Source organism: Micromonospora humi (assembly GCF_900090105.1).
Classification (GTDB): domain Bacteria; phylum Actinomycetota; class Actinomycetes; order Mycobacteriales; family Micromonosporaceae; genus Micromonospora; species Micromonospora humi.
Window position 1 is genome coordinate 89,296 of the sequence record NZ_FMDM01000014.1, and the last position, 12,689, is coordinate 101,984.

Annotated in this window: 18 protein-coding genes; 11 read left to right on the forward strand and 7 right to left on the reverse strand. The window is 73.5% G+C overall.

What is annotated here, in order from left to right:
- The first annotated feature begins 138 nt into the window (after positions 1-138).
- Positions 139-1,128 carry a sigma-70 family RNA polymerase sigma factor gene (locus GA0070213_RS24170; protein ID WP_175441474.1) on the forward strand — a complete coding sequence of 330 codons (990 nt, stop codon included), beginning with the start codon at positions 139-141 and terminating at the stop codon, positions 1,126-1,128.
- 68 nt (positions 1,129-1,196) lie between these two features.
- Here the strand turns inward: GA0070213_RS24170 and GA0070213_RS24175 are convergent, their stop codons facing one another.
- Positions 1,197-2,162, reverse strand: coding sequence for a C40 family peptidase (locus GA0070213_RS24175; RefSeq protein WP_091069376.1), 966 nt, complete (start codon positions 2,160-2,162; stop codon positions 1,197-1,199).
- 286 nt (positions 2,163-2,448) lie between these two features.
- Between GA0070213_RS24175 and GA0070213_RS24180 the strand changes: the two genes are divergently transcribed.
- Positions 2,449-2,931 carry a DUF6232 family protein gene (locus GA0070213_RS24180; protein ID WP_091069381.1) on the forward strand — a complete coding sequence of 161 codons (483 nt, stop codon included), beginning with the start codon at positions 2,449-2,451 and terminating at the stop codon, positions 2,929-2,931.
- 7 nt (positions 2,932-2,938) lie between these two features.
- Here GA0070213_RS24180 and GA0070213_RS24185 read toward each other — a convergent pair whose 3' ends face one another.
- Both GA0070213_RS24185 and GA0070213_RS24190 read right to left on the reverse strand, forming a co-directional pair.
- Entirely contained in the window at positions 2,939-3,268 is a 330-nt protein-coding gene (locus tag GA0070213_RS24185) for a DUF3817 domain-containing protein (protein ID WP_091069384.1), read from the reverse strand.
- 25 nt (positions 3,269-3,293) lie between these two features.
- A complete protein-coding gene (locus GA0070213_RS24190) occupies positions 3,294-3,743 on the reverse strand; it encodes a hypothetical protein (RefSeq protein WP_091069624.1) in 450 nt (149 codons plus the stop codon).
- Positions 3,744-3,864: 121 nt separating this feature from the next.
- Between GA0070213_RS24190 and GA0070213_RS24195 the strand changes: the two genes are divergently transcribed.
- The 3 genes from GA0070213_RS24195 to GA0070213_RS24205 are packed head-to-tail and all read left to right on the forward strand — an operon-like array spanning position 3,865 to position 5,053.
- Complete coding sequence (locus GA0070213_RS24195; RefSeq protein WP_091069388.1) at positions 3,865-4,164, forward strand: DUF6158 family protein; 300 nt, start codon at positions 3,865-3,867, stop codon at positions 4,162-4,164.
- On the forward strand, positions 4,164-4,481 hold the full coding sequence (locus GA0070213_RS24200; protein ID WP_091069392.1) for an SRPBCC family protein: 318 nt from the start codon (positions 4,164-4,166) through the stop codon (positions 4,479-4,481). Before GA0070213_RS24195 ends, GA0070213_RS24200 begins: the two co-directional genes overlap by 1 nt.
- An 11-nt stretch (positions 4,482-4,492) precedes the next feature.
- Positions 4,493-5,053 (forward strand): DUF1360 domain-containing protein, encoded by a 561-nt coding sequence (locus GA0070213_RS24205; protein ID WP_175441467.1) that lies wholly within the window; start codon positions 4,493-4,495, stop codon positions 5,051-5,053.
- Between the two features lie 57 nt (positions 5,054-5,110).
- Here GA0070213_RS24205 and GA0070213_RS24210 read toward each other — a convergent pair whose 3' ends face one another.
- Genes GA0070213_RS24210 through GA0070213_RS24220 form a run of 3 tightly spaced genes read right to left on the reverse strand, consistent with a single transcriptional unit; the run spans position 5,111 to position 6,711 of the window.
- On the reverse strand, positions 5,111-5,314 hold the full coding sequence (locus GA0070213_RS24210; protein ID WP_091069400.1) for a hypothetical protein: 204 nt from the start codon (positions 5,312-5,314) through the stop codon (positions 5,111-5,113).
- Positions 5,315-5,339: 25 nt separating this feature from the next.
- Complete coding sequence (locus GA0070213_RS24215) at positions 5,340-5,573, reverse strand: hypothetical protein (protein WP_374709203.1); 234 nt, start codon at positions 5,571-5,573, stop codon at positions 5,340-5,342.
- Positions 5,574-5,613: 40 nt separating this feature from the next.
- On the reverse strand, positions 5,614-6,711 hold the full coding sequence (locus GA0070213_RS24220) for a 3-deoxy-7-phosphoheptulonate synthase (RefSeq protein ID WP_091069629.1): 1,098 nt from the start codon (positions 6,709-6,711) through the stop codon (positions 5,614-5,616).
- Positions 6,712-6,963: 252 nt separating this feature from the next.
- Here GA0070213_RS24220 and GA0070213_RS24225 point away from each other — a divergent pair, with 252 nt between their 5' ends.
- A complete protein-coding gene (locus GA0070213_RS24225; RefSeq protein WP_091069403.1) occupies positions 6,964-7,179 on the forward strand; it encodes a hypothetical protein in 216 nt (71 codons plus the stop codon).
- On the opposite strand, the gene GA0070213_RS24230 is transcribed toward GA0070213_RS24225, so the two are convergent.
- On the reverse strand, positions 7,154-7,405 hold the full coding sequence (locus GA0070213_RS24230) for a hypothetical protein (RefSeq protein ID WP_245716533.1): 252 nt from the start codon (positions 7,403-7,405) through the stop codon (positions 7,154-7,156). The two genes, GA0070213_RS24225 and GA0070213_RS24230, sit on opposite strands and share 26 nt — an antisense overlap.
- 116 nt (positions 7,406-7,521) lie before the next feature.
- Here GA0070213_RS24230 and GA0070213_RS24235 point away from each other — a divergent pair, with 116 nt between their 5' ends.
- The 5 genes from GA0070213_RS24235 (at position 7,522) to GA0070213_RS24255 (ending at position 12,542) form a co-directional block, all read left to right on the forward strand.
- Positions 7,522-8,814 (forward strand): M16 family metallopeptidase, encoded by a 1,293-nt coding sequence (locus GA0070213_RS24235; RefSeq protein ID WP_091069406.1) that lies wholly within the window; start codon positions 7,522-7,524, stop codon positions 8,812-8,814.
- The gene (locus GA0070213_RS24240; protein WP_091069409.1) at positions 8,811-10,154 is read left to right on the forward strand and encodes a M16 family metallopeptidase; all 1,344 of its coding nucleotides are present in this window, start codon (positions 8,811-8,813) and stop codon (positions 10,152-10,154) included. Before GA0070213_RS24235 ends, GA0070213_RS24240 begins: the two co-directional genes overlap by 4 nt.
- Positions 10,155-10,253: 99 nt before the next feature.
- Positions 10,254-11,276, forward strand: a complete 1,023-nt coding sequence (locus GA0070213_RS24245; protein WP_091069412.1) for an aspartate-semialdehyde dehydrogenase — start codon at positions 10,254-10,256, stop codon at positions 11,274-11,276.
- Between the two features lie 100 nt (positions 11,277-11,376).
- Complete coding sequence (locus GA0070213_RS24250; protein WP_091069416.1) at positions 11,377-12,057, forward strand: TMEM175 family protein; 681 nt, start codon at positions 11,377-11,379, stop codon at positions 12,055-12,057.
- 68 nt (positions 12,058-12,125) lie between these two features.
- Positions 12,126-12,542: a CBS domain-containing protein gene (locus GA0070213_RS24255; RefSeq protein WP_091069419.1), complete on the forward strand. Its 417-nt coding sequence runs from the start codon at positions 12,126-12,128 to the stop codon at positions 12,540-12,542.
- Positions 12,543-12,689 lie beyond the last annotated feature (147 nt).

The window sequence follows — 12,689 nt, forward strand, 5'->3', positions numbered from 1 at the left end:
CGGGCTCTCAGCTACTACTCAGGCATTCGTGACAGTTTCGACTCACGGCATGGAATCCCCGACACGTCACATCTGTTGTGTAGGTGTCAGCACCTACGGGCACAGCGGAAGTTACGGGGAGGGCTGATGAACGTGGGGATGGCAAGGAACCGGGCAACCGGCGCGAGCGAGGGGACCGTGGCAATCGTGGACAAGAAGATCGGCATGCGTACCGACGAGGTCGCCGAGGAGCGGGACCTGGTCGGCGTCTACCTGCACGAGATCTCCCGGACGCCGCTGCTGGACGCCGCCCGGGAGGTCGATCTCTCCAAGGCGATCGAGGGGGGCCTCTACGCTGAGCACCTGCTCGAGCAGGAGCGCGTCCCCGACGGGGTCACCCGGGAGGAGCTGGAGCGCGTCGTCGCCGACGGTGAGCGGGCGAAGGACCTCTTCATCCGCGCCAACCTGCGGCTGGTCGTCTCCATCGCCCGGCGCTACGTGCGCTCCGGTATGCCCATGCTGGACCTGATCCAGGAGGGCAACACCGGCCTGGTCCGGGCGGTCGAGAAGTTCGACTACGAGCGGGGCTTCAAGTTCTCCACCTACGCGACCTGGTGGATCCGCCAGGCCATCAGCCGGGCGATCGCCCAGCAGGAGCGGACCGTCCGGCTGCCCGTGCACCTGGTGGAGGACGTCAACCGGATGCGCAACGTGGCCCGGCAGCTCACCCGCGAGCTGGGCGCCGACCCCGAGCCGGAGCAGATCGCGGCCTCGCTCGGCGTCACCGTCGAGCGGGTCAACGAGCTGCGCCGCTGGTCGCAGGACACCGTCTCGCTGGACACCCCGGTGGGCGACGACGGCGACACCAACCTCGGTGACCTGGTCGCCGACAGCGACGCGCCGTCGCCGGAGGAGATCGTGCTCACCGGCCTGGAGCGGCAGCGGATCGAGGGCCTGCTCAACCACCTCGACGACCGGTCGGCGGGCATCATGCGGGCCCGCTACGGCCTGGAGGACGGGCGGGAGCACTCGCTCACCGAGGTCGCGTCCCGGTTCTCGCTCTCCCGGGAGCGGATCCGCCAGCTGGAGATCCAGGCCCTCGGCCGGCTCCGCGAGCTGGCCCGCGCCGAGGGGCTGCAGGCGGCCTGACCGGGTAGTGATAAACGACGAAACGGCCGGCGTCCGACAGGGGGACGCCGGCCGTTTCGTCGTCGCGGTCAGACCCGGCCGTAGCCGGCGATCGTCATGATGTTCATGCTCCGCTTGCTCACGTTGCGCCCCGCGCTCGGCGCGTCGATGATCTGACCACCACCGACGTAGAGCGCCACGTGCCCGAGCCCCGAATAGAACACCAGGTCACCCGGTTGCAGCGCGCTACGGCTGATCCGGGTGGTCGCGTTCCACTGGGCCGCCGCGTTGTGCGGCAGGGACTTCCCGGCCGCCCGCCAGGAGGCCAGCGTGAGGCCGGAGCAGTCGTAGCTGCCCGGGCCCTCGGAGCCCCAGCCGTACGGCTTGCCGACCGCGCCGTAGGCGTAGCGCACCGCCACCCCGGCCTTGCCGGAGACGGCCGGCGGCTTGCCCGCCGAGTTCGCCTTGGTGGGCGCCTCGGTGGCCCGTCCGTACGCCTTACGCCGCATCTCGTAGAGACGGGACAGGTCCGACTCGATCCGCTTCTTGCCGGCGACGAGCTGCTTCGCCTGCGCCGCCTCCCGGGCCAGCGTGAGGTCGAGCTTGGACTTCTGGTCGATCAGCCGCCGCTGGTCGGCGGTGAAGCCGGTGATGGTGCGCTGCCGCTGTCGGGTGAGCTGGTCGAGCGTGCCCAGCCGCTCCGGCAGCGCGGCCGTGCCACCCGGCTCCAGCAGAGCCGCCGCGGTGCGCATGCCACCGGTCTTGTACGCCGTGGCGGCCAGCACGCCCACGTCGGCGCGGCTCCGCTCGGCCTGTTCCTGCAACGGGCCGATCCGGGCCTCCAACGCGGCCGCCTCGGCCTTGTTGGCCTTGATCTCCTCGTTGAGCTTGTTGTAGGACTCGACGATTCGCTCCAGCTCAGTCGAGGACTTCTCGATCTGCTTCGTCAGCTCGGCGGGGGTGGGCTCGGCCCGAGCCACCGAGGCCGGGGCGAGCAGCACGGCCGAGAGGCCGGCCACCGCAAGCGAGCGGAGCAGCATCAGTAAGGACGACAAGAGCGGAAAGCTCCTCTCCAGGGTCGGCGGAGCGCGGGGTCGCGATCCGTCGACACCGGCCCGGCGCCGTCCGGGTGGACGGCGGTCGACCGGACCGACCTGGACAACCTAACCCGTGATCGGAGTTGCCGGGAGTTCAAGGAGGGGCGAAAGTTGGCAAAGTGTCGAAAAGTGACAATGATGACGTTGACGGTCGGTGACGGTTTTCCCGGGTAGCGGGAGAGCCACACAATGGGTTGCGGATCCGGGAATCCCACCGCGGGATCCGCGACCCCGGGAGGCCACCGTGCAGACCGATCGCTCCTCCGCCGCGCCCACCCTGCTCTACGCCCGGCCCGGCATCGTCGTCACCGCCGAACGCTTCACCGTCGGCCGCACCAGCTGGCCGGTCGCCGACATCACCCAGCTCCGCACCGCCCGGGGCCCGCACGACCGGCTCGCCGTCCGGGCGGTCGCCGTCTCCGCCGCGTTGATCGCGTCGGTCGGCCTGCTGCTCGGCTTCACCGGCGGCCTGGAGCGGCTCACCGCCGGGGCGTACCTCACCCTCGGCGCGGTGGGCCTGCTGCCGCTGCTGCTCGTGCTGGTCGGCGACCGCTGGCGACCCCCGGCGCACGAGCTGTGGGGCCGCGTCCGGGGCGCCGAGGTGCTGCTGTTCAGCAGCGACGACGAGCGGCAGTTCGGCCAGGTCACCCGCGCGTTGCGCCGGGCCCGCGAGGGGGCGCGCCGGGCTGACCCGCCGGGCGCCGGCCCGTGGCGGCCGACGCGCTGACGCGCGGTCAGCCGGCGACCGGCTCCGGGGTACGGGGGCGGTGCTCGGCGGCCACCCAGTGGCTCACCCGCCGCTCGGCGTAGAACGAGACGAACGGCACGGTGCCGGCCAGCATCACCAGCAGCATCCGCTTCAACGGCCAGTCGGCCCGGCGGGACAGGTCGAACGTGAGCGCCAGATAGAGCATGTAGAGCCAGCCGTGCGCGACGCCGACCACGGCCACCACGCTCGGGTTGTCGAAGCCGTACTTCAGCGGCATGCCGATCAGGACCAGCACCACCAGCGCCACGCCCACGATCCAGGCGATCACGCGGTACCGGGTAAGGGCTCCGCCCACCGTCGTCCGTCCTTCCGCACCGGCCTCAGCCGGGATAGTCGCCGGGCCGGGCGCCCGGATTGGCGTTCAACCAGGAAAGATAGCGGTTGTACGCGGCAAGCTCGCCGTCGTCCGCCCCGTCCGCCGGGCGCACCGGCGTCCGGGCGACGCGCACCGGCCGGCGTACCGCCGGGGTGGCGGCGACCGGCCCGCGTACCGCCGGGGTGGCGGCGACCGGCTCGTCGCCGGCGGTCGCCGACGGCGCCGGACCCGCCGGCCGCTCCCGCTCGGCCCGCAGGGCCTGCCGCACCTCGCGCCACCACACGAAGACCACGAAGCCGGCGAAGACCGGCCACTCGATCGCGTAGCCGAAGCTCAGCGCGTTGCCCCCGGCGGCCCGGGTGACCTGCCACCAGCCCAGCCCGAGGAAGCCCACCACCAGCACGACCATGGCCACGTGGCGGATGATCCACGCCGGTGTCCGGAGCCGCTGCATGCCATCGAGGGTACCGGGGTCGCCGGCCGTCTCCGACGCGGCGTCGTAGTGCGCGGGGTTTGGTGGCATCCCGGCTGGGCATCCGTCTAGTCGCCAGCCCGAACGAGACGAGGGGGCGACGATGACCGAATCGGTACGCGGGGACACCAGCCCGGAACAGCGCGTCACCGAGTGGGACGGCGACCACGCCCGCACCGGGCCCGCCGACGACGAGATGATCGGGGTGGACCCGGCCGAACTGGGCGACGAGGACCTGGTCCGGGAGATGCGGAGCCTGCACCGGACCCGGCTGGACACGCTGCGGCACGCCACCGACTCCGCGCTCGCCAACCACCTGCGCCGCACCGCCGAGCTGGAGACCGAGTACCTGGCCCGACACCCCGGCCGCGAGGTCGACCCGCACCGGCTGCGGGACGCCTGATGGCCAGCCACGCCGAGCGCGGCATGTCCGCGCCGCCCGAGGTGGTCTTCAACACCGCCACCGACCCGGACCGCTCCTCCGCCTGGCTGCCCGAGGAACTGCGTCGCTCCGGCGCCTGCCGGGTGGAGGTGCTCGACGCCGACGACATGCGGGCCCGGTGGAGCACCGCCGACTGGTCGGCGGAGATCGACGTGGAACCGGCCGACGCCGGTGGTGCGCGGGTCCGGCTGGACCTGGCCGGCCCGGACCACGGGCTGGCCGACGAGATCCTGGCCAACCTCGACCGCGAGGTGGCCGACAACCTGACCGCCGGTTGAGCCCGGCCGCCATGACGACGAGGGAGGCCGGGTTGACCGGGAGTGGCCTGAAGCAGAAGGTGGCGCGCCTGCGCCAGGCGTACGCGCCGCACGAGCACCGACCGCTGGAGGGCTACCTGAAGGCGATGGGCACCTACGCCGGCGTGACCGCCGCGCTGGTCGGGGTGGTCCGGGCGACCGGCCGACCGGTGCCGGAGCGGCCCTCGCCCGGCGACGTGGTGCTGCTCTCGATCGCCACGCACAAGCTGAGCCGGTTGATCTCCAAGGACGCGATCACCAGCCCGTTGCGGGCGCCGTTCACCCGCTACGACCACCCGATCGGCAGCGGCGAGGTGATGGAACAGGTCCGCGACGAGGGCAGCCCCACCCGGCACGCGCTCGGTGAGCTGGTCAGCTGTCCGTTCTGCCTGGCGGTGTGGGTGGCCACCGGGCTCACCGGCGGCCTGGTGCTCGCGCCCCGGCTGACCCGGCTGGTGGCCACCGCGCTGACCGCGGTCGCCGCCTCCGACTTCCTCCAGATGGGCTACGCGGTGGCCCAGCAGGCGGCCGAGGGCGGCCACCACGAGAAGTGACCGCAAGACGACGGGGCCGGCGCGACGCGCCGGCCCCGTCCTCGTTCGTCGGCCGGATCAGGTGGGGGTGGTGCCGTGGTCCTCGCCGGCCCAGCCGCGCGACGTCTCCGGCTCCCGGTCGTCCTCCCCGGTGATGATGTCCCGGTCCACCGCGGTGCGGTCGTGCTCGTTGGCGAAGTCCGGCTCCGGCAGCGTGTCCACGCCCTCCGGGGGCTGGCCGAGCGCCGGCAGGTGCTCGTGCTCGGGCTCACGGTCGGTCATCTGCGTCCTCTCGTCGGCGGGGTGCTCAGGCGACCGTGCCGCCCAGCAGGTCGGCCACCTCGTCCACCGCGTACTCGCCCTGGGGGAGCGCGGCGATCCGGGTGAGCAGCTCCGCGGGGAGTTCCGCGGCCACCGCCCGGCGGTAGATGTCGGTCTGACTGATCCGCTCCTGGCCGTGGTAGAGGTCGTCGAGCAGGTCGTCGAGCGGCCTGGTGTCCGGCTGCTCGGTCACGGGCGCGTCATCGGTCACGCCGACCACCTACCCGACCCCGAACCGGTCAAACTCCGCCGAATGCCGCTCAGGCCGGTGCCGGGAGGGCGGCCCGGCGGGCGCGGACGGCCTGGGCCAGGTGGTCGAGCACCTCGGCGGTGGTGTCCCAGCCGATGCAGGCGTCCGTGACCGACCGGCCGTACTCCAGCTCCCGGGTCGGGTCCAGGTCCTGCCGGCCGGGGAGCAGGAAGCTCTCCAGCATGATCCCGACGATGCCGCGCTGGCCGGCGGCGAGCTGCTCGGCCACGTCCGCGGCGACCAGCGGCTGGTTGCGGTGGTCCTTGCCGCTGTTGGCGTGGCTGGCGTCGATCACCACCCGCTCGGGCAGGCCCGCGGCGCGCAGCAGGTCCAGCGCCCCGGCCACCGACTCGGCGTCGTAGTTGGGCCGGCCGCCCCCGCCGCGCAGCACCAGGTGACCGTCGGCGTTGCCCCGGGTGTGCATGATCGCCGGGATGCCGGAGACGTCGATGCCGGGGAAGACGTGCGGCACGCCGGCGGCGCGGATCGCGTCCACGGCGGTGGCGATGCTGCCGTCGGGGCGGTTCTTCATCCCGATCGGCATGGACAGGCCGGAGGCGAGCTGCCGGTGCACCTGGCTCTCCACCGTCCGGGCCCCGATCGCGCCCCAGGCCACCGTGTCCGCGATGTACTGCGGGGTGATCGGGTCGAGGAACTCGCAACCCACCGGCAGGCCCAGCCGCAACACGTCGAGCAGGAGCGCCCGCGCGGTGCGCAGGCCGGTGTTCACGTCACCGGAGCCGTCCAGCGCCGGGTCGTTGATCAGGCCCTTCCAGCCCACTGTCGAGCGCGGCTTCTCGAAGTAGACCCGCATCACCACCAGCAGGTCGTCGGCGACCCGGTCGGCGGCCGCGCGCAGCCGTCCCGCGTACTCCAGCGCGGCCGCCGGGTCGTGCACCGAGCACGGGCCGACCACCACCAGCAGGCGGTCGTCGGCGCGGTCCAGCACCCGGCCGACCGCGCGCCGGCCGGCCACGACGGCCTCGGCGAGGGACGCGTCGAGCGGCAGGTGGTGGTGCAGCAGGGCCGGGGTGGTCAACGGCACGACGCGGTCGATCCGCTGGTCGATGACCCGGCGGGCGTCCGGGGACGTGGTCACGGTGGGGATCCTTCCGCCGACCGCGCCCCGGGGCCGGCGCCCAGGGTGTCGAGCCGGCTGCTCGCATGCGAAAGGGCAGGGAACCATCCCTGCCCGGCCGGCTCGAAGAGGAAGTGACGTCAGCTCACGGTCGAGTCACCGGCTCCTCCAGCCGGCTGCCTAAACCATCGATACGAACGCGTCACGACGGCCAGCGTACCCGACGCGCCCGGGAACGCCCCTACCGTTCCGCGAAGCGGGACGCGGGGTATGAGGACTCTCATGAGTCACCACCAGAGCGACCAGGACCGGATCGAGTCCCGCGCCCACCTGCTGCCCGAGGAGGCGGCGGCGGGCAGCGACGACCCGCAGGCCCAGGCCGACGCGATCCTCGCCGAATCGGATCTTCGGGAGGAGGACCAGAACGCCGCCCCGGACACGGTGCTGGAGCACCGCACCTCCGCCGAGACCGTCAACCCCGTCGAGCCACCCGACTGACCGCGACGCCCCGCCCCCGACGCGACCCCCGGTAACCGGTGTCCCGCAGCCGGGCCGGCGGGCCGGCCAGCCGCAGGCCCGGCGGCACGTTGCCGATCGGGTCGAAGGCCGGCGCGGCGTCCGCCCGGGCGCCGCGCCGGGCACTCAGCCGTACCTCGCCGAACGGCCGCCACGGCCCCGCCGCCGAGGCCACCGCGAGCACCGGCCGGGGCTCGTCGCCGGCCACCGCCGCGTCGGCCCCGGCGAGGGTGCGACCCAGGTCGGGTGGGTCCGGGTCGGCGAGCGGCGACGACGCGGACCGGGCGTCCCCTTTCCGCCCACCGGATCGGATAGCGTCGTGCCATGCCCGACAGCGGTTTCCCCTGGCCGATCGAGACGACCCGACTGGACAACGGCCTGCGTGTGGTGGTGAGCGAGGACCGCACCGCGCCGGCCGTGGCGGTCAACCTCTGGTACGACGTGGGTTCCCGCCACGAACCGGCGGGCCAGACCGGCTTCGCCCACCTCTTCGAGCACCTGATGTTCGAGGGCTCGGTGAACGTGGCGAAGACCGAGCACATGAAGCTGATCCAGGGTGCCGGCGGCTCGCTCAACGCGACCACCAACCCGGACCGGACCAACTACTTCGAGACGGTCCCGGCCGAGCACCTGGAGCTGGCGCTCTGGCTGGAGGCCGACCGGATGGGCGGCCTGGTGCCGGCGCTGACCCAGGAGACGCTGGACAACCAGCGTGACGTGGTGAAGAACGAGCGGCGGCAGCGCTACGAGAACGTGCCGTACGGCGACGCCTGGCTGCGGCTGCTGCCGCTGCTCTATCCGCCCGGCCACCCCTACCACCACGCCACGATCGGCTCGATGGCCGACCTGAACGCCGCTGACCTGGCCACCTTCCAGGCGTTCCACAGCACCTACTACGCGCCGAACAACGCGGTCCTGACCGTGGTCGGCGACACCACCGCGGCCGAGGTGTTCGCGCTGGCCGACAAGTACTTCGGCGGCCTGGCGCCGCGGCCGGACATCCCGGCCGCCCCGGACGGGCGCACGGTGCCGGCGACCGGCCGCCCGGCGGTGGAGACCGTCACCGCCGACGTGCCCGCCCCCCGCGTCTACCTGGCGCACCGCACCCACCCGTTCGGCGACCCCGGCTACGACGTGACCACGGTCCTCGCCACCGTGCTCGGCAGCGGCCGGGGCAGCCGGCTCTACCAGCGGCTCGCCGACGGCGAGCGGATCGCCCAGCCGGACCTGGTCGGCGCGTACGGCGTCGACCTGGCGCACGCGCCGGCCCCGCTGATCGCCACCGCCACCGCCCGTCCCGGCGTGACCGCCGAGCGGCTGCGCGACGGCCTGGCCGAGGTGGTCGACGAGCTGGCCACCGTGCCGGTGACCGCCGCCGAGCTGGACCGGGCCAAGGCGCTGCTGAGCACCATGTGGTGGCGGCAGATGTCCACCGTGGACGGTCGGGCCGACACGCTCGGCCGCTACGCCACCCAGTTCGGCGACCCGGCCACGGCCGCCGACCGGCTGCCCGGCTGGCTGGCCGTCACCGCCGACCAGATCGCGGAGCAGGCCGCCGAGCTGTTCGGCGCCGACGACCGGGTGATCCTGACCTACCTGCCCGAGGAGACCTCATGACGCTGATCGCCACCCGTCCCGGTCCCGGCGCCGCCCGCGCCTACCGGTTCCCCCAGGTGGTCCGGCGGACGGTCGCCGGCGGGCAGGTCGTCGCCGCGCACCTGCCGGGGCAGAACCTCGCCGTCGCGTTGCTGCTGCTCGACGGCGGCGCGGGCCGGGAGCCGGTCGGCAAGGAGGGCCTCGGCGCGGTGCTGGCCAAGGCGCTGGAGGAGGGCACCGCGCAGCGGGACGCCACCGCGTACGCGCTGGCCATCGAGGCGCTCGGCACCGAGCTGGTGAGCGGGCTCGACTGGGACTCGTTCCAGGTCAGCGTGCAGGTCCCGGTGGGTCGGCTGAGCGCCGCGGTGGAGTTGATGGCCGAGGCGGTCCGCACGCCGCGTCTCGACCCGGCCGACGTGCTGCGGGTCCGTGACGACGAGGCGACCGCGCTGCGGATGGACTGGGCCAACCCGGGCCCCCGCGCCGACGCGGTGCTGCGCGCCGACCTGTTCGGCGCCGAGCACCGCTGGGGGCGTCCGCTCTACGGCGACCCGGAGAGCGTGGCCGCGCTGGAGCCCGACGACATCACGGTCTTCCACTCCGAGTGGTTCATCCGTCCCGGCACCCTGGTGGTCGCCGGGGACCTCGACCGGATCGACCTGGACGCGCTCGGCGCGGCGGCGTTCGCCGGCACCGGCGGTGGCCCGGTGGACCGGGGCGGCCCGATCGAGGTGCCGCTGGCCGACCGGCGGCGGATCATCCTGGTGGACCGGCCCGGCTCGGTGCAGTCCACGCTGCGGCTGGGTCACCCGTCGCCGCACCGTGCCCACCCCGACCACGTGCCGATGACGCTCGCCGGCACGGTGCTCGGCGGCGCGTTCACCTCCCGCCTCAACCACCTGATCCGCGAGGTGCGCGGCTACACGTACGGGATCCGCGGCGACTTCGCCTCGTCCCGGCGCTTCGGCCGGTTCGCGGTCAGCTCCGGGGTGCAGACCGCGGTGACCGCGCCGGCGCTGGTCGAGTCGGTGGGCGAGGTCTCGCGCACCCGGCTCACCGGGGTGACCGAGGACGAGCTGGAGGTGGCCCGCTCCTGGCGGGCCGGCCAGCTCTCGGTGGAGCTGCAGAGCCCTCGGGCGATCGCGTCGGCGCTGACCACGCTCGTGGTGCACGACCTGCCGGACGACTACCACGCCCGGCTGCGCGAGGCGCTGCTCGCGGCCACCGTCGAGGAGGTCTCCGCGGCGGCCGCGGCGCACCTGCACCCGGAGGCGCTGACGCTCGTCGTCGAGGGGGACGCGGCGGTGATCCGGGACGAACTGGTGGCCGCCGACCTCGGCGAGGTGGTCGACCACGCGTGACCGGGCGGGGGCGGCGGGTCGATGTGATTCCCGTCGCCCCGGCCCGCGCGCTGGGAAAGGCTTCCCGCCCGCGCGTCCCGGCTGGGTAGCCTCGCGGGCATGAGGATCGGCATTGTGGGTGCCACCGGCCAGGTCGGTGGCGTGATGCGGCAGGTGCTGGCGGAGCGCGACTTCCCGGCGGAGCAGGTGCGGTTGTTCGCCTCGGCCCGGTCGGCCGGGCGGGCCCTGCCCTGGCGCGACGGCGAGGTGACCGTCGAGGACGCGGCCACCGCGGACTACCGCGGTCTGGACATCGTGCTCTTCTCGGCCGGCAAGGGCACCGCGAAGGAGTTGGCGCCCCGGGTCGCCGAGGCCGGAGCCGTGGTGATCGACAACTCGTCGGCGTACCGGATGGACCCCGAGGTGCCGCTGGTGGTCGCCGAGGTCAACCCGCACGCGATCGCCGACCGCCCCAAGGGCATCGTGGCCAACCCGAACTGCACCACGATGGCCGCCATGCCGGTGCTGCGTCCGCTGCACGCCGAGGCCGAGCTGGTCAGCCTCGTGGTCGCCACCTACCAGGCGGTCTCCGGCGCCGGCCTGGCCGGCGTGGCCGAGCTGGACGAACAGGTCCGCAAGGTGGCCGAGGACGCGAGCGCGCTCGCGTTCGACGGCTCGGCCGTCGAGTTCCCGGCCCCGCGCTCGTTCGCCCGCCCGATCGCCTTCAACGTGCTCCCGTTGGCCGGCTCGATCGTCGACGACGGCTCGTTCGAGACCGACGAGGAGCAGAAGCTGCGCAACGAGAGCCGCAAGATCCTCGGCATCCCCGGGCTGAAGGTCTCCGGCACCTGCGTGCGGGTGCCCGTCTTCACCGGCCACTCGTTGCAGATCAACGCCCGGTTCGCCCGGCCGATCGACCCGGCCCGGGCCCGCGAGCTGCTCGCCGACGCGCCCGGGGTGGCGCTCAGCGACGTGCCCACCCCGTTGGAGGCGGCCGGTCAGGACCCGACGTACGTGGGACGGATCCGGGTCGACGAGACGGTCGAGCACGGGCTGGCCCTGTTCTGCGCCAACGACAACCTGCGCAAGGGTGCGGCGCTCAACGCCGTACAGCTCGCCGAGCTGGTCGCCGCCGAGCGCTGACCCGGTCGTACCGCCGCGGGGGTGTCCGGGACACGGACGCCCCCGCAGCGGGTATACCGGCCCGGTCGCCGGCGGCCCGCGCCGGCGGGCGGGGGGAACGATGACGGCCGAACGGGGCACGGAGGACGTCGACGAGGTCGACATCGGGCTGCACTCGGACACGGCCCGGGCGATCGGCTTCAGTGACGCGGTCTTCGCCATCGTCGTCACGCTGCTGGTGCTCGACCTGCGCGTGCCCGAGGTGGCGCCGGGCGGGCTGCTGCGCGCGTTGCTCGACCAGTGGCCGGTCTACCTCGCCTACGTCACGTCCTACCTGTACGTGGCGGTCAACTGGCTGAACCACAAGGGAACGTTCCACCGGGTCCGCTGCGCCGATCGAGGTCTGCACTGGGCGAATCTCGGGGTGTTGTTCAGCGTGGCGCTGCTGCCGTTCGTCACCGCGCTCGTCTCCCGCGCGGTGGAGAAGGGCGACGCCTACGACGAGCGGGTCGCCGTCACCGCCTACGCGGTGGTCGGCGTCGTCCTCTCGGCGGCCTGGCTCTGGCTCTACCACTACCTGAGCCGGCACCCCGAACTGCTCCAGGCGGGCGTGACCTCCCGGTTCTTCGAGGCCGAACGGATCCGGGCGGCGCTCGGCGTGGTCGCGTACGCGGTCGCCGGTCTGGTGGGCTGGGTGAACGTGCCGACGGCGCTGGTGGTGCTCCTGCTGCTGCCGCTCTTCTACGGGCTGTCCAGCAACGGCACCTACGACCTGCGCCGTCGGGTGCGCCGTCGCCGGTGAACCGGCCTCGCGTTACCCCGCCTCGGGCGGCGGGTAGACCGCGGTGCCGACACCGAGAGGGGAGCACCATGACAACGGTCGGAGAGTTCATGACGACCCGGTTGGTGACGATGGACGGCAACGACACGCTCGCCGCGGCGGCCCAGGAGATGCGCGACAGCGCCATCGGCGACGTGGTGGTGACCGACGGCGACAACGTGGTCGGCATCGTCACGGACCGGGACATCACGGTCCGGGGCGTCGCCGAGGACCGGAACCCCGCCACCACCCGGCTCAACGAGATCACCAGCAAGGACGTGGTGACGGTCAGCCAGAACGACGACGCGGTGGCCGCCGCCGACCTGATGCGCACGTACGCCGTCCGCCGGCTCCCGGTGACCGAGGACGGCAAGCTGATCGGCCTGGTCTCGATGGGTGACCTGGCGGTCGAGCGGGAACCCCAGTCGGTGCTCGCGGACATCAGCGCCGACGACCCCAACAACTGACCGTCCGCCGCGGTGACGCCGGCCCCCGGTTCGGGGGCCGGCGTCTCGCGTGTCCGGCCCGGCCGCGCCCTCACCCGATCCGGGCGAGGTTGACCCGGGAACCGCCGGGGACCCGTGCTGACGACGAGGAGGCCGCTGGCATCGCGG

Excerpts from the sequence above, each read along its gene's own strand:
- GA0070213_RS24200 (WP_091069392.1), top strand. The coding sequence starts at position 4,164 with ATGGCCAGCCACGCCGAGCGCGGCATGTCCGCGCCGCCCGAGGTGGTC.
- GA0070213_RS24250 (WP_091069416.1), top strand. The coding sequence starts at position 11,377 with ATGACGGCCGAACGGGGCACGGAGGACGTCGACGAGGTCGACATCGGG.
- GA0070213_RS24225 (WP_091069403.1), top strand. The coding sequence starts at position 6,964 with ATGAGTCACCACCAGAGCGACCAGGACCGGATCGAGTCCCGCGCCCAC.
- GA0070213_RS24190 (WP_091069624.1), bottom strand. The coding sequence starts at position 3,743 with ATGCAGCGGCTCCGGACACCGGCGTGGATCATCCGCCACGTGGCCATG.
- GA0070213_RS24245 (WP_091069412.1), top strand. The coding sequence starts at position 10,254 with ATGAGGATCGGCATTGTGGGTGCCACCGGCCAGGTCGGTGGCGTGATG.
- GA0070213_RS24210 (WP_091069400.1), bottom strand. The coding sequence starts at position 5,314 with ATGACCGACCGTGAGCCCGAGCACGAGCACCTGCCGGCGCTCGGCCAG.
- GA0070213_RS24195 (WP_091069388.1), top strand. The coding sequence starts at position 3,865 with ATGACCGAATCGGTACGCGGGGACACCAGCCCGGAACAGCGCGTCACC.
- GA0070213_RS24170 (WP_175441474.1), top strand. The coding sequence starts at position 139 with ATGGCAAGGAACCGGGCAACCGGCGCGAGCGAGGGGACCGTGGCAATC.
- GA0070213_RS24205 (WP_175441467.1), top strand. The coding sequence starts at position 4,493 with ATGACGACGAGGGAGGCCGGGTTGACCGGGAGTGGCCTGAAGCAGAAG.
- GA0070213_RS24240 (WP_091069409.1), top strand. The coding sequence starts at position 8,811 with ATGACGCTGATCGCCACCCGTCCCGGTCCCGGCGCCGCCCGCGCCTAC.
- GA0070213_RS24255 (WP_091069419.1), top strand. The coding sequence starts at position 12,126 with ATGACAACGGTCGGAGAGTTCATGACGACCCGGTTGGTGACGATGGAC.
- GA0070213_RS24235 (WP_091069406.1), top strand. The coding sequence starts at position 7,522 with ATGCCCGACAGCGGTTTCCCCTGGCCGATCGAGACGACCCGACTGGAC.